At 59.4% G+C, this 20,626-nt stretch carries 14 protein-coding genes; 9 read left to right on the top strand and 5 right to left on the bottom strand.

Going from position 1 to position 20,626, the window contains the following annotated elements:
- The first annotated feature begins 34 nt into the window (after positions 1-34).
- The 4 genes from Q0601_RS03335 to Q0601_RS03320 all read left to right on the top strand — a co-directional run bounded on the left by Q0601_RS03335 (position 35) and on the right by Q0601_RS03320 (position 6,579).
- Positions 35-1,108 carry a hypothetical protein gene (locus Q0601_RS03335; protein ID WP_305287115.1) on the top strand — a complete coding sequence of 358 codons (1,074 nt, stop codon included), beginning with the start codon at positions 35-37 and terminating at the stop codon, positions 1,106-1,108.
- A 156-nt stretch (positions 1,109-1,264) separates the two neighbouring features.
- A complete protein-coding gene (locus Q0601_RS03330) occupies positions 1,265-2,971 on the top strand; it encodes an HAD-IIIC family phosphatase (protein WP_305287113.1) in 1,707 nt (568 codons plus the stop codon).
- Positions 2,972-3,029: 58 nt separating this feature from the next.
- Positions 3,030-5,150 carry a glycosyltransferase family protein gene (locus Q0601_RS03325; protein WP_305287112.1) on the top strand — a complete coding sequence of 707 codons (2,121 nt, stop codon included), beginning with the start codon at positions 3,030-3,032 and terminating at the stop codon, positions 5,148-5,150.
- 268 nt (positions 5,151-5,418) lie between these two features.
- Entirely contained in the window at positions 5,419-6,579 is a 1,161-nt protein-coding gene (locus tag Q0601_RS03320; protein ID WP_305287111.1) for an MFS transporter, read from the top strand.
- Between the two features lie 273 nt (positions 6,580-6,852).
- Here Q0601_RS03320 and Q0601_RS03315 read toward each other — a convergent pair whose 3' ends face one another.
- Positions 6,853-7,716, bottom strand: coding sequence for a TrmB family transcriptional regulator (locus Q0601_RS03315; protein WP_305287110.1), 864 nt, complete (start codon positions 7,714-7,716; stop codon positions 6,853-6,855).
- 403 nt (positions 7,717-8,119) lie between these two features.
- Between Q0601_RS03315 and Q0601_RS03310 the strand changes: the two genes are divergently transcribed.
- The gene (locus tag Q0601_RS03310; protein WP_119749326.1) at positions 8,120-8,341 is read left to right on the top strand and encodes an acyl-CoA carboxylase biotin carboxyl carrier protein subunit; all 222 of its coding nucleotides are present in this window, start codon (positions 8,120-8,122) and stop codon (positions 8,339-8,341) included.
- Positions 8,342-8,346: 5 nt separating this feature from the next.
- A complete protein-coding gene (locus tag Q0601_RS03305) occupies positions 8,347-9,720 on the top strand; it encodes an acetyl-CoA carboxylase biotin carboxylase subunit (protein WP_305287103.1) in 1,374 nt (457 codons plus the stop codon).
- A 67-nt stretch (positions 9,721-9,787) separates the two neighbouring features.
- Here the strand turns inward: Q0601_RS03305 and acnA are convergent, their stop codons facing one another.
- The 4 genes from acnA to Q0601_RS03285 form a co-directional block, all read right to left on the bottom strand.
- Positions 9,788-12,442 (bottom strand): aconitate hydratase, encoded by a 2,655-nt coding sequence (gene acnA, locus Q0601_RS03300; RefSeq protein ID WP_305287099.1) that lies wholly within the window; start codon positions 12,440-12,442, stop codon positions 9,788-9,790.
- A gap of 140 nt (positions 12,443-12,582) precedes the next feature.
- Entirely contained in the window at positions 12,583-14,055 is a 1,473-nt protein-coding gene (locus Q0601_RS03295; protein ID WP_305287097.1) for a tripartite tricarboxylate transporter permease, read from the bottom strand.
- Positions 14,056-14,068: 13 nt separating this feature from the next.
- Positions 14,069-14,566, bottom strand: coding sequence for a tripartite tricarboxylate transporter TctB family protein (locus Q0601_RS03290; protein ID WP_305287095.1), 498 nt, complete (start codon positions 14,564-14,566; stop codon positions 14,069-14,071).
- A 24-nt stretch (positions 14,567-14,590) separates the two neighbouring features.
- Complete coding sequence (locus tag Q0601_RS03285) at positions 14,591-15,562, bottom strand: Bug family tripartite tricarboxylate transporter substrate binding protein (RefSeq protein ID WP_305287092.1); 972 nt, start codon at positions 15,560-15,562, stop codon at positions 14,591-14,593.
- Positions 15,563-15,751: 189 nt separating this feature from the next.
- Between Q0601_RS03285 and Q0601_RS03280 the strand changes: the two genes are divergently transcribed.
- The 3 genes from Q0601_RS03280 to Q0601_RS03270 are packed head-to-tail and all read left to right on the top strand — an operon-like array spanning position 15,752 to position 20,584.
- Positions 15,752-16,837 (top strand): mandelate racemase/muconate lactonizing enzyme family protein, encoded by a 1,086-nt coding sequence (locus Q0601_RS03280; protein WP_305287090.1) that lies wholly within the window; start codon positions 15,752-15,754, stop codon positions 16,835-16,837.
- Positions 16,838-16,839: 2 nt separating this feature from the next.
- Positions 16,840-18,375 (top strand): acyl-CoA carboxylase subunit beta, encoded by a 1,536-nt coding sequence (locus Q0601_RS03275; protein ID WP_305287088.1) that lies wholly within the window; start codon positions 16,840-16,842, stop codon positions 18,373-18,375.
- A 10-nt stretch (positions 18,376-18,385) separates the two neighbouring features.
- On the top strand, positions 18,386-20,584 hold the full coding sequence (locus Q0601_RS03270; RefSeq protein ID WP_305287086.1) for an acetate--CoA ligase family protein: 2,199 nt from the start codon (positions 18,386-18,388) through the stop codon (positions 20,582-20,584).
- Positions 20,585-20,626: the final 42 nt, after the last annotated feature.

Here is a 20,626-nt window from a genome sequence, read left to right as displayed (position 1 = left end):
AGCGTCCATGTTTTGATGGCGGAGCAAAGAATATATGACTGATCCAAGCAGCCACGATATTGCGCCTGATGCGGATCGCGCCGAGTCCGCGCCCAGATGGCTGATCAATTTCCGGCGATCGGATCATCGCAGGGGCAGCTATATATCCGGCGACGGTTTCGGCGTCGTGTTCACCGACCGGGGCGACGATGTCCTGATGGTCAGTTTCGACAATGTCTCTTCCGCCGCCGAAGATACGCTGGATCGTCTGCCCTGGGGCTATGATTTCGTTGCCAAGAATGGATGGTCGCAACTGGGGGTGATGACCTTCGGGGCCGACTGGTACCGGAATACGGGGATTCTGGAACATCTGGAAAATCTGCGGGAGCAGGGGTTTTTCCGCCGGTTCGGAAAGGTCGTCATGACCGGCACCTCGATGGGGGGATATGCGGCCTGCGCCTTTGCCTCGCTGGCGCCCGGCTGCACGGTGATCGCCTTTTCACCGCAATCGACGCTGAAACCCGAGCTGGTGCCGTGGGAAACCCGGTTTCCCGCCGGGCGCCGCGCAGATTGGAGCGGGGCTTTCGTCGACGGGGCCGCCGAATCCGCTGCCGCCGGACAGGTCTTTCTGGTTTACGATCCGGGCTTTCAGCCTGATCAACGCCATATCGACCGCTTCACCACGCCGAATGTCATTCATCTGAAGGCGCGTTATGCGGGGCATAAATCCGCGCTGTTCCTGCGCCGCGCCGGACTTTTGTCGACGGTCGTGCGGCAGACTGTCGCCGGAAGGATGTCGCCGGGGGAATTCGCCCGGATCTATCGCGCCGCCCGTACCGTGCCATGGTTTTTATATGCGATGAAAGCCAGGATCGGGGAGGGCGGGCATGCGCATCTTCTGCCGCGTTTTGCAAAGGCCGTCAGCACTCTTGGACACGAGAAAATCGCCCGTTCGGCGCGGGCGATGGCAAAAGACCGAAGCGGTCCACCTCTGGAAAACGCGCGACTCAGACCGACCTCGCATGAGATGATCCTTGCCGCGTCGGCAAGGATGACCGTGAATTCCGAAGAGTTGCCCTGGCAAAATGTCCAGAAACACCGACAGAAGAATCTTATGAACTGGAAGTGACGACAAGGCGCAGGATCCCGGGCTGCGGCGATGGGCCGGCAGGGCAGGGGCCGGCGATTGCCCTTCGCGATTATTTTAACTTTGGATGATAATGACGCTGGAGCTTGTGAACGGTTGGCGGTAATGATGCTCTGTTTATGAGTTCAGGATATGTTTATGAGTGACCCACGTTTCGCGATTATCGATAAAGACGTTAAGGTCGTTATCTGGGATCTGGATGAGACCTTCTGGAACGGCACATTATCCGAAGGCGATATCACACCGGTCCAAGCGCATATCGATCTGGTACACACGCTTGTCGACCGCGGGATCATGTGCTCGATCTGTTCCAAGAACGATTTCGAGCAGGCGAAAGCCGAACTGGTCAGGCTGGGCGTCTGGGATAAATTCGTATTTCCGCATATCGAATGGAGCCCGAAAGGTCAGGCCATCAAGTCGATCCTGGAACGGATGCAGCTTCGCGATGAAAATGCGCTGTTTCTGGACGACAATCACCTGAACCTTGAAGAGGTCAAATATTTCTCGCCCCGCATCGCCTGCCTGGATGCCACCGGCTCGACAGATGGGTCGCAGCCCGATCTTTCCGGGCTGGCCGGGTTGCCTCAGCTGCGGGGCAAGGATGACCGCGATCACGCGCGTTTGCAGCAATACCGTGTTCTGGAAACCAAGGAACAGGCGCAGATTTCCGGCAACCTGTCGAATGAGGAGTTTCTGCGGCAATCCGATATCCAGATCAAGATCATCGCGGATTTCGAAGATCGGATGGATCGGGTCTATGAACTGATCAATCGCACGAACCAGCTGAACTTTACCAAGCAGCGGGTGACGACCGATGAGCAGAAGGCCGAATTGCAGGAGCTTCTGCGCATTCCCGGCGTTCATGCCGGGCTGATCCATGTCAGGGACAAATACGGCGATTACGGGCTGGTCGGATTTTTCTGCCTGCGCCGCAGGTTCAACGGCACGGTCGTGCATCATTTCGCCTTTTCCTGCCGCACCCTGAATATGGGGGTCGAGCAATGGGTCTGGAATCATCTGGAACGGCCCGAATTCGAGATCGCGAAGCCTGTGGCCAATTCGCTGGATATCCCCGCGGAAGTGGGATGGATCCGGCAGGTCGACGAATTCGGCGATGCGGAGGCGGCTGCCGGGGGTCAGCTTTGCCTTGTCGGCGGATGCGACCTGCAGCAGGTATCCTTCTATTGCGGCACCGAACGGGATGAATTCGTTAACAAGCCGGACGATGACGGCCTTATCGTCCGCTATGACGATGCCGGATTCTTTCTGAACCCTCGTGAACAGCGGATTGCAAATCACTGGGCTCTGAACCATGTGGCGGGGCATAACCTTGCCGAGATGGAGGCGTTGGACAAAAGCCTGAAGACATCGGATGTGATCATTCTGTCGATGCTTTTCGCTTTCCTGACGAGGAATCTTTTTACCTATGGCTTTCCCGATGAGACGGACCGCTATCTGCTGACGATCCCGCCCAAACGCCTGTCCGGTCTTGTCCGGACGCCGAAGACCGCCATTCAGATGTTGAACCATTTACATCATCTGGATCTGGATGAGGCGCAGCGGCTGAACCTTGTGCGGCGGAGTTTCGAGAAAGCTATCGGCCTGATGCGGCCTGATGCAAAACTGTTCATCCTGGGCGCGGCCGAACAGATCGGTGAGCAGGCCGCCCGGACGTCCGGGGCGCGGGCCGTCTATAATACCATGTGCCGGGAATTCTGCGAGGCTCATCCCGGGGCCATTTTCATAGATGTGGAAAAGCTGATCCCGGCCGAGGAATTCGTGGATAGCGATCATTATACCCGTAAAGGGTATTTCAAAATTGCGAATTTCATCAATATGGCCTGACCGCACCGCTTTCAGTTACTTTTGTTGCATTGTAGAAACTTGTTGCATTGTAGAAAAAATGAATAATTTCATCGACTATTCGAAGCAAAGCGGGCAGCCCGATATCAGCCTGCATATGCTGATGAACGATTCCGGACCGACGCTGGTTGAATGGGTTCTGCATCATCGCCGCATCGGGTTTCATCGAATTACCGTCTATGGCGACAGCGCGAATGAACAGGCGGATGCGCTGGGTCGCGCCCTGGAGAATGCGGGGCTGATAAGCTATCGCCCAAGCGCGCATCCGGGTCTGGCCGCGGCGAATACCCGGCAGCGCGTGGTGACAGAGACCGTTCTGCGGGAAGGCCGAAAGGATGCAGAATACCTGTTGTGGCTGATGCCCGAAGATTTCGTGCATATCGAGACCGGCGGCGGCATGCTTGGGGATTTGTTCGCGGCGCTGCCGCAGATCCCCGATGTACTGAGCCTGACCTGCCAGATTGCCGGCAGTTCAGGTCAGCGGCGTCATTCAGGGGAACTGCTGTGCCAGCGGTTCGGCCGGGGAACGAGCGACGGGCTGCGCGGGCCATTGCTGGCGGCGACAATGCGATCGTTTTTCCGCCCCCGGGTGGCCCGCAGGTTACAGTCCGGGCGACCGGTTCTGAAACCGAAATTCGCGAAGCGGAAAGAGCCGCTGATCTGGCTGAACGGCGCCGGCGCGGATACGGAGGGCCGTTTTCTTGAGGGTGGCTGGCTTGCGCCGCGGGAAGCGCCGGGCTTTGGCCTTGGACGGGTGGTTTCCTATGTGTCGCAGGATGCGGAAACCTGGTTGCTGCGGCATGTCGGCGCGGGTCCGGATTTGCCATTCATAACGCCGGATATGCTGAAAGCCACGATCACCCAGTTCTTCCGGTGGAATTTCAGCTTTATCGATGTCATCCTGCCGCAGGACAGCTGTCAGAAGCTGGAGAAGCTGCGGCAGGATCTGTTTCAGGAGTTTCCGGATATCCTGCGCGCGCATCAGGCCGTGATCGCCGAGTTCGGATCGCGGCTGGACCGGTTGCTGGCCGGTCAGGATCCGCAGGCGCGTCAGGCCATCGCGCTGTTTCTGGAGGGCAAGAATCCGCCTGCATCCATGTTCCAGTGGCATGTTCCCTTCGGGGTCGAGGTGACGCGGCCGTTTCTGGATGAAAGCAATATGCGCTGGACATCCGAACTGACGGCGCGTGAGGCGGAACCCGACAATGAAGAAGAGACCTGGGCCGGAACGGAACAGGACGATCAATCCGAGGAAGATGGCGCGGACAGGGCCGCGGATACCGAGGGAAAGAACATGCCCCGCCAAAGCCTTGCCCCCGGCTGGTTGGGGGATTTCCGGCTGTCGGGGCAGGCGCATGGATTCTATCATTCGATGCCGAATTATGCATGCGTACATGCTGCGCGCAGTCACGAGCATCTGCTGGTTTCCTTTGACAATCTGTCCTCGGCCCGTGAAAATCCCGTGGCGCGCGATCCCTGGGGCTATGATTTCGTCCGCAAGGCGGGCTGGTCTCATTTGGGCGTGATGACCTTCATTCCCGCCTGGTATCGCAATGATGGGCTGCATCGTTATCTTCTGTCGCTCAAGGAAAGCGGCTTTTTCCGGCAGTTTCAGTCGGTAACCATGTTCGGAACCTCGATGGGCGGATATGGGGCTGCGGCTTTTTCATCCCTGGCGCCGGGCTGTAAAGTGGCGGCGTTTTCACCTCAGTCCAGCCTTTCAAGCCGGATTGCCGGCTGGGATGGCCGCTATCTTTCCGGGCGGATGGCGGATTGGGACGGCGCCTTTTGCGATGCCGCCAGGGAATCGGCCTCGGCGGGGCAAGTCTGGTTGTTCTACGATCCGAAAGTGGAGCTGGACCGGCGCCATTGCGAACGGTTCAGCCCCGCGAATTCCTGTCACATTCCGTTGCGCCATGCCGATCACAAGACCGCCCTGATGCTGCGCAACGGCAAGGTGCTTAGCAAAACCATGCGCGGCATCGTGACGGGGGAGGCCACGCGCAGCAGCCTGCTGAAACTGTATCGCAACTGCCGCCTGACCCCGGATTATCTGGAGGTTCTGCGAGAGCGGGCGCTTGTCAGTGGTGGCAAGAAACGTCTGGATCGGCTGGAACGCTCTATCGCAACGGTCAGTTCGGGACCTGATCACCCGTTATGACCTGACCGCTCCTGGAAGAGCGGCGTTTCCGGATGCGGGAATGATACAGGACATTGGCCAGCAGGATTGGCGAATTCCGGTTCTGTATCGCAGGCTGTTCCGTATCGCAGCAATTATGCCCGCGATAAAACTTTCTGTCGTTCGGGGGCTGAATTCTGCAATATTCGTCTTTACAGTCGCAATCGAACGTGAATAGTTAATCCTCCGGGGTGACGAATATTTTAATGTAGAGTCCGGTTTAACTAGTTGTTTTTTAAGGGGGGGTATTATGGACAATCCAGCAGTGGCTTCTGAGGGGGCCTCTTCTGCGTTGCTGCGGCGTGCGATTGCGGCATCGGCAATCGGAAATGCGACAGAATGGTTTGATTACGGGGTCTACGCGTATGGCGTGACCTATATTTCGGCGGCATTGTTTCCCGGCAGCACGGCCGAGGCGACGCTGTTTGCACTTGCGACATTTGCGATTTCTTTTCTGGTTCGCCCGTTGGGCGGATTGTTCTGGGGACCCTTGGGCGACCGGCTGGGGCGCAAGACCGTGCTGGCCTGGACGATCATCATCATGTCGATGGCGACATTGGGCATCGGGCTTCTGCCGACCTATGATAGCATCGGCTGGGCCGCGCCGGTGCTGCTGATCATCCTGCGCATGGTGCAGGGATTTTCCAGCGGTGGCGAATATGGCGGGGCGGCAACCTTCATGGCCGAGTATTCCCCCGACGACAAGCGCGGCTATTACGGCAGTTTCCTTGAATTCGGGACACTGGCCGGCTTTTCGCTGGGCGCTTTCCTGATGCTGGGCTGCTCGCTTGTTCTTGGGGATGAAGCGATGGGTGAATGGGGATGGCGTCTGCCCTTCCTGATCGCGGCGCCGCTTGGCCTGTCGGGACTGTATCTGCGGTCGAAAATGGAGGACACGCCGGTATTCCGGGAACTGGCTGAGGCCGCTGAGCAGGAAGAGAACGAAACCGTGCCGCTGCGGAAATTGCTGAGCGGATACTGGAAACCGCTGCTGCTGCTGAGCGGCCTTGTGGTGACCCTGAACGTCGTCAATTATGTCCTGCTGGCCTATATGCCCACATTCATGAGCACGACCCTGAAGATGGGAAATAACGCCTCGTTGCTGGTGCCGTTGCTGGCCATGCTGGCGATGATGGTGCTGCTTCCCTTTGCGGGCGCGCTTTCGGATCGTTACGGGCGCAAGGCATTGTGGTGGTTTTCCATCATCGGGCTGTTCATTGCCGCCGTGCCGATGTTTCAGCACCGGTCAGTGCCCTTGTCGGCCTTGGGGTGCTGGGTCTGCTTTATGTTCCGCAACTGGCGACCATCTCTGCCACCTTCCCGGCGATGTTTCCCACCCATGTGCGATATGCGGGGCTGGCGATTTCTTATAACGTGTCGACCTCGCTTTTCGGGGGTACCGCTCCGCTGATCAATGACTGGCTGGTTGCGAAAACCGGAAGTCATCTGATACCGGCTTATTACATGATGGGCGCTTGCGTGGTCGGGGCTGTCGCCTTGCTGTTTGTGACCGAAACCGCTGGCGCGTCGCTGCGGGGACGTGGGTTCCCCGGGCTGCGCCCACGCCACAAACCGGCCTGATCATGATTTCAGCAACTTGCATCGGTACCGGCCATCACCGGTTTTAGGTCTGATGGCCGGTGTCTGGCGCGGAAATCGAGCTTATCGCCGAATTTGTGCCGCTTCAGTCGCGGATTCCGGTCTTCAGCCGGAATGAATCCGCCTGCGCCGGCGTAAAGCAGGCCAGCCGCAAATCGCGTAAATAAGGGCCGAAAGCGTCGTCGATCTGGGGACCGAAACGCTGAAAAATCTCGGCCATGTAGAAATCATGTCGCACAAGGGATTCGGCCATGGTGACGATTGGTTCATTGCGGGTATGGACAGCCACCACCACTTCGAGGATCTGAGCCGTTACCATCTCTACATGGTCGGCCGCGATGGTGAACAGGTTATCGGTCTTGCCCATCCGGACCCCGTTGCCCTCGTGGCTGTAGACCTTGCAGTTGGGGCCGAAGCGAAATTCGCTTACATCGCTGGCGAAAAGGACCATCAGCATCTCGACTCCGCGCTCGGCGGCGGCGCGCAGGCTGTCGGTATGGCGGCGGAGGATCTCATCGCTGGCCTTGATCATCAAGGACTCCTGACTGCCATCGATCAGGGAGGCGATCTTGTCATGCACATTGGTCACGCCGCGTAATGTCCAGACATACTGGTCATCTATCGGCCGCGCGACATCCTTCAGCCGCGAGGTGATCGCAGTGCAAAGCGTGCTGGTTCGTCTTGCCACCGAATCGAGGAATTGTTCGGGCGGTGCCGCGACATAGCGTGCAGGGGATTCGCTGACTGGCAGCACGGCACCGCGCTGCACGAGGCTTTCCAGCGCGTTATAGGTATTCGGTCGTGGCAGATTTGCGGCTTTGGCGATCTCATAGGCCGTTGCCGGGCTTTCGCAGAGCAACTGAAAATAAACCCGGCCTTCATATTCCGTTAGCCCCAGCTTGCGCAGATCGGAAATTACATCCGCAGGGGCGTTGCTTGCTTCTGACACTCGTGCCGTCATGGTTCACCTTGCATTGCGTTCAATCTGTCCATTAGCCGGGGCATTCCGTCTCTGCCAGTCAGGACCGGTTCTGACGACAGCGTGATTGCGGTATTCCCCGTGCTGTTCATTGCAGCTTATGCGCGGGCTGCGCCATGTCCCGGACTTGATAGGAGTAGCAAGCGGAACAACTAATGGCGACCCTCGAAATCCTGATTCTCTTCCTCTTGCTTATCCTCAGGGCGTGTGATGCCGGGCGGATAGTCCACGCGGCCGCCGGATTGACGAAGGATCGGCTTTGCGTCACCTGAGCTGATTCCAAAAAGTAGTTGTTATTGCAACTACGAATACCTCATGCTATTTCTTCTTTCAAGAAAGGCGATCTTGCGCCGGAGCGAAGGAGGAGACCGAGGTGACAATCATCGACATCAAGACCGAGATCACAGGGAATATCTGGAAGATCGAGGCAAAGCCGGGTGACAGGATCGATGAAGGCGAGGCGATCATGATTCTTGAATCCATGAAGATGGAGATACCCGTATCCGCGCCCGAGCCGGGTGTGCTGCACGAGATCCTGTTCGAGGAGGGTGCCACCGTGACCGAAGGCACGGTTGTCGCCCGTCTTGAGGCCTGATCGTGATGCGAAGGCTGCTTATCGCCAACCGTGGCGAGATTGCGCGCCGGGTGATCCGCTCTGCCCGTAAACTCGGTATCGAAACCGTTGCGATCTATTCAGAGGCGGATGCCACGCTTGCTCATGTGGAAGAGGCGGATATTGCCGTGGCTATCGGTCCTTCACCCGCACGTGAAAGCTATCTCGACATGGGAAAAGTGCTGGCCGCCGCAAGGCAGACCGGTGCCGATGCGATACATCCAGGCTATGGGTTCTTGTCCGAAAGCGCCGAATTCGCGGGCCGTGTCGTGGCGGAAGGGCTTACCTGGGTTGGTCCTGCGCCCGAAACGATCCGCGCCATGGGCGACAAGGCGCAAGCACGCGCTTTGGCCGCTGCGGCCGGTGTGCCGGTGGTTCCGGGTTCGGGTGTGATCGGCCCCGACAGCGATCTGGATGCCGAAGCCGCGCAAGTGGGCTATCCGCTGCTTGTCAAGGCTGTGGCCGGTGGAGGCGGGATCGGTATGCGCCAGATTGACGGCCCGGATCAGCTCGGCCGGGTTGTCACTGCCACGCAGTCCATGGCCGGCAGAGCCTTTGGCGACAGCAGCGTATTCCTGGAGCGCTACGTGCCCAAGGCCCGCCATGTCGAGATTCAGGTGTTCGGTTTCGGGGCGGCGGGTGCGGTTCATCTTTATGAACGTGACTGTTCGCTGCAACGGCGATTTCAGAAAGTGATCGAGGAAAGCCCCGCTCCTCTGCTTCCGCCTGAAACTCTTGAACGGATGACTGCGGCTGCGGTTGCGCTTTGCCGCCACACCGCCTATCGCGGCGCGGGTACCGTAGAATTCATCGTCGATGTCGAGAGCTTCGAGTTCTTTTTCCTCGAGATGAACACACGCATCCAGGTAGAGCATCCGGTGACGGAGATGGTCACCGGTTTTGATCTTGTTGGAATGCAGTTGCGTTTTGCCCGTGGAGATCTTGGACCGATGGCGCAGACCGAAATCGCGCCAAGCGGCCATTCCATCGAATGCCGCCTTTATGCCGAGATGCCGGAAAAGAATTTCCTGCCTTCGCCGGGACCCCTTACCCGCTTCCAGCTTCCGGCCGAGACAGAGGGCTTGCGGATCGACAGCGCCTATCGCGAGGGTGATGTTGTGACACCCTATTATGATCCGATGGTGGCGAAGGTGATTGCGCATGGACGGGATCGCGCAGATGCCTGCGACCGCGCTGTCGCTGCATTGCAGGGGATCGCGATCGAAGGGTTGCGGAGCAATCGGGACTTTCTGATCGCCTGCCTGTCAAGCCCGGGATTCCGCCGTGGCGATATTTACACCGGTTTCATAGATGACAAGCGCGTCACGCTACTTGAACCCGCATTGGCCGAGGATAGGTAAACCGAAATCCCGCCGCGATGCCTGTCATACTGGAGATGCCATAATCTTTCGCTATGCATCCTTTCTGTCAGGCAGCGTCGTCAAGCAGCCGACCAAGGATCTGTGGCAGGATGCCGCCCGCGCGCAGGGTCTCGATTTCTGACTCGGATTGCACGTCCAGCCTGACGGGAAACAGGATTTCGCTTTCCTGCCCGGTTCCTTGTTCGCGGCGGATACGTAACCGCATCCGGCAACGGGGGGCGAACATGGCTTCGGGCAAAATATCGAACAGCTCCGTTCCTGTCAGGGCAATTCGCGCCGCGTTCCAGCCCGACGCAAAGGTCAGCGGCAATACGCCCATCCCGACCAGATTGCTGCGGTGGATCCGTTCGAAGCTTTCCGCCAAAACCATGACGACGCCCAGCATTCGCAATCCTTTCGCCGCCCAGTCGCGCGATGAACCGGCGCCATAGTTGCGCCCGGCAACGATGACCGAGCTTTCGCCGCGCGCCACTCGCTCTTGCGCGGCGGTCCAGACCGGAACGGGCTCACCAGAGGCAGCGGGCGCGAGATTGCCGCGAAGTCCGCCAGCCAATGCGTTTTCAAGAAGTGGATTGTCGAACATTCCGCGTGCGCAAATCTCGGGGTTTCCGCGGCGCAGGCCATAGTTTCCGGGTCGCGTTGCGCCACGTTCAGTCAGCCATTCTGCTGCCGGCGTGCCGGGACGGATCGCCCCGTTGGGCGAAATATGATCGGTGGTGATTCCATCGCCCAGCACCAGAAGCGGCCGCATTCCTGCGGCGCCCGTTTGTGGATCGAATGCCGGCGGAAGTTTGGGAAAATCCGAAGAACGGATGAACAGGCTGTCATCCTTCCAGGGAAAACGAGCGGTGGCGGGGGCGGGTAATAAGCGCCAGTCTTCCGTCGTCATCTGCCCCGATGAATAAGTATCGCGGAAACGTCCGGCGGTAACGAAACGCCGCACCGCGTCCTCGACCTCATCGGGGTCAGGCAGGATTTCGTCAAGATGCACCGGGCGGCCCTTTGCATCCACACCCAGCGGATCGCGCGACAGATCGACCGAGATCGATCCCGCGATCGCCGCCGCGATCACCAGCGCCGGAGATGCAAGATAGGCGGCTTTTACCGAAGGATGAATGCGTCCTTCGAAATTCCGGTTACCGGACAGAACCGCGACGGTGGCAAGGTTGTTTTGGGTGATTTGCCTCTGCCATTCCGGATCAAGCGGTCCGGAATTTCCATTGCAGGTGGTGCAACCGTAGCCGACCGTGTGGAAACCCAGAGCCTCGAGCGCAGGCGTCAGGCCGGCGGCGTCGAGATAATCCGTAACCGCGCGCGAACCCGGCGCCATCGAGCATTTGACCCAGGGTTTTGGCGTCAGACCTCGTGCCGCAGCATTGCGAGCAAGCATTCCGGCTGTGATCATCAGCATGGGATTGGCGGTGTTGGTACAGCTTGTGATCGCCGCGATGACTATCGCGCCATGGCCGAATGTCCCGGATGCAGCCGGTTCGTCCACCTTCAGGGCGGCGAGCCGCGCATCGAAGGATGCCGGCACCTGACCAAGCGTCACCCGCTGTTCGGGGCGGCTTGGTCCTGCCATGACCGGCTCGACCGTAGCAAGGTCAAAGACGTGATTTTCAGTCAGGCCGGTTGCCGCCTCGCCCGTTTCGGACCAGAGACCCTGCACGCGGGCATAGTTCTCTATCTCGGCAAGATGATCGCCGCTGCGCCCGGTCATGGCGAGATAGGCAATCGTTGCCCGGTCGATTGGAAAATAACAGCAAGTGGCGCCGTATTCCGGGGCCATATTTGCGATGGTCGCGCGGGTGGCCAGCGATAGGCCGGCAAGCCCCCGCCCGTGCATTTCGACAAAGGCGCCGACCACGCCGATCTGGCGTAGAAAAGCGGTGATATGCAGCACGAGATCAGTCGCCGCCGCGCCGGGAGGCAGCACGCCCCGCAATTCCAGCCCCACCACTCTCGGCGCTTCAAGCCCAAGCGGCAGGCCAAGTATCGCGGCTTCGGCCTCGATCCCGCCGACACCCCAGCCGAGAATGCCGAGCGCGTTGACCATCGTGGTGTGGCTGTCGGTTCCGATCATTGTATCGGGGCGCAAAACCCGGCGGCCGGCAACGCGCGTGTCCCGGATCACGGTGCTTAGCCATTCGATATTGACCTGATGCATGATGCCGCGGCCGGGTGGAATTACCCGAACCGTTTCGAACGCATTCTCGCACCATTTAATGAATTCGAAGCGTTCGGTATTTCGCTGAAATTCGATCTCTCGATTGCGAAACAATGCATCGAGCCGGCCCGCGATCTCGACGGAAAGCGAATGGTCGACCACGAAGTCGACCGGGATCCGTGGCTCCAGCCGGTGTGGTTCGGCCCCTGCATGCGCCAGCACGTCGCGCATCGAAGCGAGATCGGTCATCAACGGAATTCCAAGGAAGTCCTGAAAAAGCGCCCGGCCCGGTGCAAAGGAGATCGGGGCACCATCCATGTCTCCGGTCACGGCGGCGCGTAGCGCGTCAAGTTCGGTCCGGGCTGCATCCCCGCGCTTGCGCCAAAGAATATCCTCGGCCAATACCAGCAGCGATCTGGGTAAATGGCAAAGCGGCCCATACCGGGCTTCCGCAGCGGCAAGGCTCAGATAATGGTTACCCGGCGTTCCACCGCCAAGCGGGCGAAGCAGTTCGGGACTTGCACAATCCTGCATGTTTTTTGGCCTTCCATTGGGATCGCCGATCCTTGGCTGATCTCTGGCGCTGTTCGGCCCATGGTTATGATCCCACCGGCGGAGCCAGCACCGCAGTCGGAACGGCGATGGTGGTTCCTGATGCCGGAGGGGCCATCGGTTCAGTTTGCGGCTGGCTTCCGCCCGAAGAGCGGTGACGCAAGTACCAGGATCGAGGCAAGGATCAGCCCCGCCGTAATCGGATGTGAAATCACGGTCAGGAAATTATCATTGGCGAGGATCATCGCCCGGCGCAGGTTTGCTTCCAGCATTTCGCCCAGCACGAGGGCCAGCACGATCGGCGCGGGATGAATGTCGCAACGGCGCAGTACATAGCCGATCACCCCAAAGGTGGCCGTCACCATCATTTCGAAAGTGTCATTCGCGGCGGCATAGGATCCAAGCATGCAGATCGAGGCCACGACGGTCGCGATGATCGGTCGTGGAATACGCGTGATCTGCACCCAGAGCCTTGCGCCGAAGAGGCCGATCAGCAGCATGATCGGCAGGCCAGCCAGCAGGCCTACGAAGATCGAGAAAGGGATCTCGGGGTTGTCTGCAAAAAGAAGGGGTCCAGGTTGCAGCCCTTGAATCGTCAGCCCGCCGATCAGCACCGCCGCACTGGCCGAGCCGGGAATGCCAAGAGACAGGAGCGGCGCGAGCGCCCCCGAAACCGAAGCATTGTTGGCCGCCTCGGAGGCCACGATCCCTTCGGGGTTGCCTGTCCCGAAGCTCGTGCCGGTGCGCGACAGTTTCTTGGCCACGCCATAGCTGACCAATGAAGCGATCGAGGCGCCTGCCCCGGGAATTACTCCGATGAAATAGCCAATCAGCGACGAGCGCAGCACCGTTCGCCGATAGGGCATCAATGTGCGCAGCGAATGGTTGGCCGAAGATGCGTGCTTTACCCGGTCGATCCGGTCATTCGCTGTCTCGATCATCACGAAGACCTCGGAAAGCGCGAAAAGCCCGATCAGTGCAGGCAGAAAGGGAATCCCATCGATCAGATAGGGGTGGAAAACGAAACGTTCGGTTCCGCGGATCGGGTCGATGCCAATGGTGACGACGGTCAGTCCGAACAAGAGCCCGATGATCGCCTTGAGAGTGGAACCGGCGCTTAGCACTCCGATCAGGGACAACCCTATGATTGCCAATGCGAAATATTCCGATGGGCCAAATGCAAGCGCGGACGAGGCCATCACCTGCGCTGAGACGACAAGCAGCAGCAAGCTGATGAACGCCCCTGCCCCCGACGCCATGATTGCAAGGTTGAGTGCAAGACCCGATTCACCCCGGTTGCACATCGGATACCCGTCAAAGGCGGTCACCGCAGAGCCCGGCTGGCCCGGCGCGTTGACGAGGATCGCCGGGATTCCGCCGGCATAGTCCGAAGCCATGTAGATCGACACAAGCATGACAATGGCCGGGATGGGTTCGAGACCAAAGGTGAAAGGAATGAGCAGCGCCATCCCTATGGAGGATGTCAGTCCCGGCATGGCCCCCACGAAATAACCGACCAGTACCCCGAAAAAGAGAGCTCCCATCACTTTGACCGTCAGCACCAACGCCGCGGCATGCAGAAAATTCTCGATCATTTCCAACCTCCGGTCATGGCAGCGGTGTGCTGAGCAGCATCTCGAAAACGAACTTCCCGAGCGCCAGAACGATCAGCGTGGCGGCAATAAGTCCGACGGGGCTGCGGATGCCGGCGATCCAGCCGAAAACCGGCACCCAGATCACCGCTACGGGATAATAGCCCAGCCTTTCCACGGCGGCCGGAAAGGCCAGTATCATCGCCATGCTGATCATCAGCCAGAGCGGGCGTTGCACCTCGACTGCCGCCCATTGCCTGCGCGCCGAGATCGACAGGCCAAGTTGCAAGAGGGAAAAAAACGCAAGCGCTCCTCCGACAATGATCGGGAAGGTGCCGGGACCCAGAGCTTCGCGACCCGAGGGCATATGTAACGCTTCCACCACGAACCAAATTCCCATGGTCAAAAGCGCCAGACAGACGATGATATCGACTATTCGGCCCGACAGGCGGAGGCTTTTCTCTGTCCGTGCGAGGTTTTCAACCTGTTGTTTGTGCTTGATGTGCCTGGTCAAGGTTATGTCCTGACTATTCATTGCTCAATTACTCGCGATGCCGAGCTTTGCGGTCCAGGTCTTTGCCGCCTCGTCCTGCGCATGCACAAATTCGGTGAACTCCTCATGTCCCATGAAGCCCGGAACGAGATCGGAATCCTCGATATATTTCACCATTTCAGGGGTTTGCATGACTTCTTGGACCGTACCGCAAAGCGCGTCCTGAATCTCGGCCGGGGTTTCGGCGGGCATGACGATACCCCGGAACTGCTGCCATGTGGTATCGACCGGATAGCCAGCCTCGGCATAAGTCTGCGCGTCGGGGAATTTCGGCAGGCGTTCCGTCGACATGACGCCGATCACCTTGAGTGTGCCCGCCTTTACATGCTGTTGAACAAGGTCGGTATAGGCGATTGCGATATCGTTATGGCCGCCGAGAGTTGCGACCACCGCGTCGCCGACGCTGCTGTAAGGTACCCAGTTTATGTCGCCATCGCCAAGCTTGGCCGAATCGGCAAACATCTGCCAGGCGACCTGTCCGCCCGAGGCTTCGCCAAAACCGGCGACCGATAATTCTCCTGGTGCAGCTTTTGCCTTCTTGACCAGATCGGCGAGCGAATCGATCCCGCTGTCGGGCCGGACGGCAAGCAGATATGGGTCAAGTACCATGTTACAGGCCCATGTCACCGAATCTGCGTCGAAAGTATTCGATTGCAGGAACATGCCAAGATGGGACGCGGTAACCGAACCAATGGTCTGGCCATCCGGCTTGGCCCGGGCGAGTTGTGCCATTTGTCGCGCGCCGCTGCCGCCGTCGCGGTTCTCGACGACGACATTCACGCCCAATGCCTTCTGTAGCCCGTCCGCCAGACGCCGTGCCATCACATCTGTCGCGCCGCCGGGTTTCACATGCAGGATGTAGCGGATGTCACCCGAAGGGTAGTCCTGTGCCGCGACAGGAGCGGTCAAGCCTGCGGCTGCAGCCGCAAGCACGGCCGCCTTCATCAAAGCTCTCATGTCTTCCTCCCTTTTCGCGCTTTCCCCGACAACAACGCTGTTGCATCGGCGGGGAACGCATGGCAAAGGTTAGGATAGAGTAGTCGCTAACGCAACTACTAAATAACCAGCCATACCGCCCGCGTCTTACGCCGCTTCGATCGCGGAAAGACCGGTTGGAAAATGCGGCAGACTCTCAGGAGGAATCCGGTGCCGAGACTTAAGAAAGCTGTATTACGCAGATTGAAACTGCCGCTTATCCGCCCCTATCGGCTGTCCTACCGCACCTTTGAGGAATTCGAGCCTTTCCTGCTTGAACTCGAGGACGAGGATGGCAATTGCGGTTTTGCCGATGGTCACGTCTCGCCGGGATCGAGTGACGAGACGCGCGACGGAGCCTGGGCATTCCTTGACCGCCACCTGCGGGTTGCATGTGGACGCGAACCGGCCGAAGTGTTGGAGCAGGTGCTTGAGGAATTCGGTCAGAGCAAAGTCGCGGCCACGACGCTTGCCACCGCGCTTGAACATCTGGGCCGTCATCCGCTGCTTGACGTGACAGAGGTCGCGACACTGCCGCTTCTGACCCCGATCAACCAGACCGATCTTTCCCGGATTCCGGCGGAAATTGAAGGATGGCTGGCGCAGGGTTTTCGGACCTTCAAGGTAAAGGTTGGCAAGGATGTGGTTTCAGATCTTGCCCGGGTGGCCGCGATCCAGACCACGGTTGCCGGGCGCGCCACGTTGCGCCTTGACGCGAATCGCGGGTTCAGCCGCGATGAGGGTATTCGTTTTGCCGCCGCGCTCGATCCCACCGGGATCGAGCTTTTCGAACAACCCTGTCCCGCCGAAGACTGGGAGGCGAATGGCGCGGTGGCCGCGGCCTCGACAGTGCCGCTGATGCTTGATGAGCCGATTTGTGCGCTGGAGGATATCGAACGCGCCGGCACTATCCCCGGCGTTGGCTTCTGCAAGCTGAAGCTAAAGCGCTTCGGCGGGTTGCAGCGGCTGCGGGAAGGGCTGGAGGCCGTGCGCGCTCATGGCATGGAGCCGGTGCTGGGTGACGGTCTGGGTTCAGAGATCCACAATTGGATGGAGGCATGCATCGCCCGCGGCGTCGTCCGTAATGCCGGCGAATTCAACGGCTTCCTGAAGCCAAGGGATCGGTTGTTCGCCGAACCCATGCAGTTCCGTGACGGGGCGGTTCATCTGCCCGCGAATTTCCATCCCACGCTGGATTCCACACAGGTTGAACGGCTGACCGCCGAACGTCGCGACTACGTTAATCGAGGAGGATAAAGATGCCGCATGAAACCCTGATGGCCGATCTTGACCAAAGGCGCGAGGCCGCTTCCGCCATGGGTGGCGAAAGGAAATTGACTCAGCGTCGCGAAAAGGGCCAGCTCAATGCTGCCGAACGGCTTGCTGCTTTGGTGGATGAGGACAGTTTCTTCGAGACCGGTCTGCTTGGCCGTTCGAATTATTCCGCAGATGAGGCCGCACGCACGCCTCGCGACGGCAAGATCACCGGTTTCGGTCGGATCGCCGGGCGCGACATCGGTGTGGTGGTAAACGACTTCACGGTCAAGGGCGCCTCGACCGGCAGCACCAATTCGAAAAAGATGGGCTATATACGGCGCACCTGCACCGAGCGCGGAATGCCTTTTGTCCATATCGGCGAATCGACAGGGGCGCGGCTGCCGGACGCCATGGGTTCGAAGGGCATGGGTATGCTGCTGGGCAACGACACCACCCAGTTTCGTCGGATGCGCGACACGCCCTGGGTGGCGGCGGCGCTGGACACATCCTTTGGCTCATCGGCCTGGCTGTGCTGCTGTTCGGATTTTTCGGTCATGCGCAAAGGCTCGATCATGTCGGTCTCAAGCCCGCGGCTCGTCTCGATGGCGATCGGCGAAAAGGTCGATCTCGAGGAACTTGGCGGCTGGCGTATCCATGCCGAAATGACCGGCCTCATCGATCAGTTTGTCGATACCGATGAAGAGGCGATGGCGGCGATCCGGCAGTTCCTGTCCTATATGCCGTCGCATAATGGCGAGACCCCGCCCGAAGCTGCCGTCAGCGATGGTTCGGGCGACGATCAGGATCGGATTCTCGCTGTCCTCCCCGAGCGGCGCGCGCAGGTCTATAACATGAAGAAGATCCTCGAGGTAATATTCGACACAGGCAGCTTGTTCGAATTCAAGGCTCGCTTCGGCAAATCCGCAGTGGTGGCGCTGGCGCGGCTTGACGGCAAGGTGGTGGGCGTGATCGCTAATAACCCGCAGGTTGGCGGAGGTGCGCTGTCGGCCGAAGCCTGCCGCAAGATCATCGATTTCACCGTCCTTTGCGACAGCTTTAACATCCCGATCGTGCGGTTTATGGACACGCCGGGTTTTGTCGTCGGAACCGATGCCGAAAAGCGTGGCGCGCCGGGCCATATCATGAATTTCATGAATGCCACCTGTCTGACCACCGTGCCGCAAGTAACCGTGATTTGCCGCAAAGCCTATGGCCGCGCCTATGTGGCGATGGGTGGAGGCGCACATAACGATGCGATGATCGCCTGGCCGATGGCCGAGATTTCATTCATGGATCCCGTCTTCGCAACCAACATCGTTCACAACCTCTCACCCGGGCAAGAGGGTTTCGATGACGCTTTGGCCGAGATCCGGAAAGACCTTGAAGTCTGGGATATGGCGGAGATTTTCTCGACCCAGGACGTAATCAAGCCCCAGGAAACCCGTGCCTATCTGATCCGCATGTTTGACATCCAGCGTCAGCGGCGGACCGGCGGCATCGGCCAGCATCTGATGCGCACCTGGCCCACGAGTTATTGAGGGGATTCTCATGAACGCCGAATTTAAGACCATACGCGACATCATCGCTCGGGCCCGTGCCAGCGGGCGGACTGCGCTTGATGAGGCTGCGGGCAAGGCGCTTCTTGCCCGCGTCGGGATTCATGCGCCTCGCTCGGCGGTGGTGATTACGCCCGAGGAGGGCGCCGGGCATGCTGCAAAGATGACCGGCCCTTTCGTGGTCAAGGTCGTCTCTCCTGAAATCATGCACAAGTCGGATGCGGGTGGGGTGATCCTGAACCTTGCGGGTCCCGCCGATGTTGCGGATGCCATTCGCGAGATGTCCCGCCGTCCGAAAATCGCAACTGCCCGAGTCGAAGGCTGGCTGGTCGAGGAGATGATCCCGACTGGCCGCGAGATCGTCATCGGCGGTTTCCGCGATCCCGAGTTCGGACCAATGCTGATGGTTGGTCTCGGGGGGATATTCGTCGAGGTGCTGAAGGATGTATCCTTTCGTATCTGTCCGATCGATCGTCGCATGGCGGCCGAAATGCTGGCAGAACTGAAGGGGCATGCCCTTCTTGCCGGTGTCCGCGGCGAGGCGGCGGTAAACCAAGAGCCGCTGATCGACGCAATGCTTGCCCTTGGTGGCCCCGAAGGGCTGCTTGTCAGTTTCGCCGATGAGATTGCCGAGGTCGATCTGAACCCGGTGATCCTGTCCGAACGCGGCATGATGGCGGCGGATGCGCGTTTTATCCTGATGACCGAAGCCGGGCAGCCCGAAGCGCCTGCCCCCGCTGGCGCGAAGGATCCACTTGTCGAATTCGCACCGCTTTTCTTTCCCGAAACCGTTGCGGTGCTTGGCGCATCCACCAAAGACGTCGCGATTGCCAATACCTTCATCCGCCGGCTTAAGGATTTCGGCTATACCGGTCAGATCTTCCCGATCCATCCGAAAGCTGCCGAGATCGAGGGACTGCCCGCCTATCCCGCAATCTCGGCTGCTCCTGCACCTGTAGACTATGCCTATATCGCTATCGGCGCACGGCATATTCCCGACGTCATTGCCGAAGCGAAGGGCCGGTTGAAGATCGCTCAGGTCATTTCTTCGGGCTTTGGCGAGGTCGCAGAGGGGCGCGAATTGCAAGCCGATCTGGTTGCCAAGGCGCGCATCGCCGGGGTGCGGGTGATTGGTCCCAACTGTCTGGGCACCTATTCGCCGCGCGGCGGGCTGACCTTTCCGGCCGGAGCCCCGACCGAAACCGGGCGGATCGGCATCGTCTCGCAATCCGGCGGGCTCTCGACCGATATCATCAAACGCGGACAGTGGCGTGGTCTGCGTTTCTCGGGGCTCGTCACTATTGGTAACAGCGCGGATGTAACGCCGCATGAACTTGTGGAATTCTACTTCGCCGATCCACAGACCAGGGCGGTCGGTCTTTATATCGAGGATATCCGCAAGGGCCGAGAATTCTTTGATCTGCTAAGTCGCTATCCGGCACCGAAGCCGGTGGTCATTCTGAAGGGCGGACGCAGCGCGCATGGCCGGGCGGCGGCGGCCTCCCATACCGGGGCGCTTGCCGGTGACGACAGTGCGTGGGATGCGCTTGCCGCGCAGCTTCCAGTGGCGCTGGTAACGACGATCGACGAATTCATCGACGCGCTTCTGGCGTTGCAGTCGCTGGAACTTCGGCCGGGCAGGCCCACGCAGGAAGTTGTTCTGTTCGGTAACGGTGGCGGATCAAGCGTGCTGGGTACCGATGCGTTCGCGCAATATGGGCTGAACGTCTCGCCCTTTTCCGCAGAGGCGATGGCGCCGCTTGCCCAGATGGGTTTGCCGCCGGGGACGAGTGTCGTCAATCCAATCGACACTCCCGTCCGTACCCTTCAGGAAAAGGACGGCTGGATTGCTGGCGATATCCTTGGGCATGTGCTTGAAAGGGCCCGGCCAGACGCGATCGCATTACATCTGAATCTTGCAGCTTTTGTTGGCCGGGGCAGCGTTGATCCGATAGGTAACCTTTTCACGGTAATCGAAAACGCGATACATGAATATCCTGATATTGCGCATTTCGTGCTTGCGCTGCGCACCGATGGCTCGGCGGAGCTTGACGAGAGACGGCGGCAATACCGGGAAAAGGCCCGGCTGATCGGGTTGCCGGTCTTCGATGAAATTGCGCCGATGGCCCGGGTTCTGTCGATCATGGGCCATCTTGAACGGCGGTTCGCTGCCCGAGGCCAGGCTTCCTGACCTGCTCCCGTATCGCCTTCGGCCTGATAGTGACATCTGGTG

It is taken from the genome of Paracoccus wurundjeri (assembly GCF_030678915.1).
Lineage (GTDB): Bacteria > Pseudomonadota > Alphaproteobacteria > Rhodobacterales > Rhodobacteraceae > Paracoccus > Paracoccus onubensis_A.
Note: the sequence above shows the minus strand (reverse complement) of the source record. Positions and strands in the feature narration are given on the sequence as shown.

Coding starts and splice junctions, on each gene's coding strand:
- Q0601_RS03335 (WP_305287115.1), top strand. CDS start 35: ATGACTGATCCAAGCAGCCACGATATTGCGCCTGATGCGGATCGCGCC.
- Q0601_RS03330 (WP_305287113.1), top strand. CDS start 1,265: ATGAGTGACCCACGTTTCGCGATTATCGATAAAGACGTTAAGGTCGTT.
- Q0601_RS03325 (WP_305287112.1), top strand. CDS start 3,030: ATGAATAATTTCATCGACTATTCGAAGCAAAGCGGGCAGCCCGATATC.
- Q0601_RS03320 (WP_305287111.1), top strand. CDS start 5,419: ATGGACAATCCAGCAGTGGCTTCTGAGGGGGCCTCTTCTGCGTTGCTG.
- Q0601_RS03305 (WP_305287103.1), top strand. CDS start 8,347: ATGCGAAGGCTGCTTATCGCCAACCGTGGCGAGATTGCGCGCCGGGTG.
- acnA (WP_305287099.1), bottom strand. CDS start 12,442: ATGCAGGATTGTGCAAGTCCCGAACTGCTTCGCCCGCTTGGCGGTGGA.
- Q0601_RS03295 (WP_305287097.1), bottom strand. CDS start 14,055: ATGATCGAGAATTTTCTGCATGCCGCGGCGTTGGTGCTGACGGTCAAA.
- Q0601_RS03285 (WP_305287092.1), bottom strand. CDS start 15,562: ATGAGAGCTTTGATGAAGGCGGCCGTGCTTGCGGCTGCAGCCGCAGGC.
- Q0601_RS03275 (WP_305287088.1), top strand. CDS start 16,840: ATGCCGCATGAAACCCTGATGGCCGATCTTGACCAAAGGCGCGAGGCC.
- Q0601_RS03270 (WP_305287086.1), top strand. CDS start 18,386: ATGAACGCCGAATTTAAGACCATACGCGACATCATCGCTCGGGCCCGT.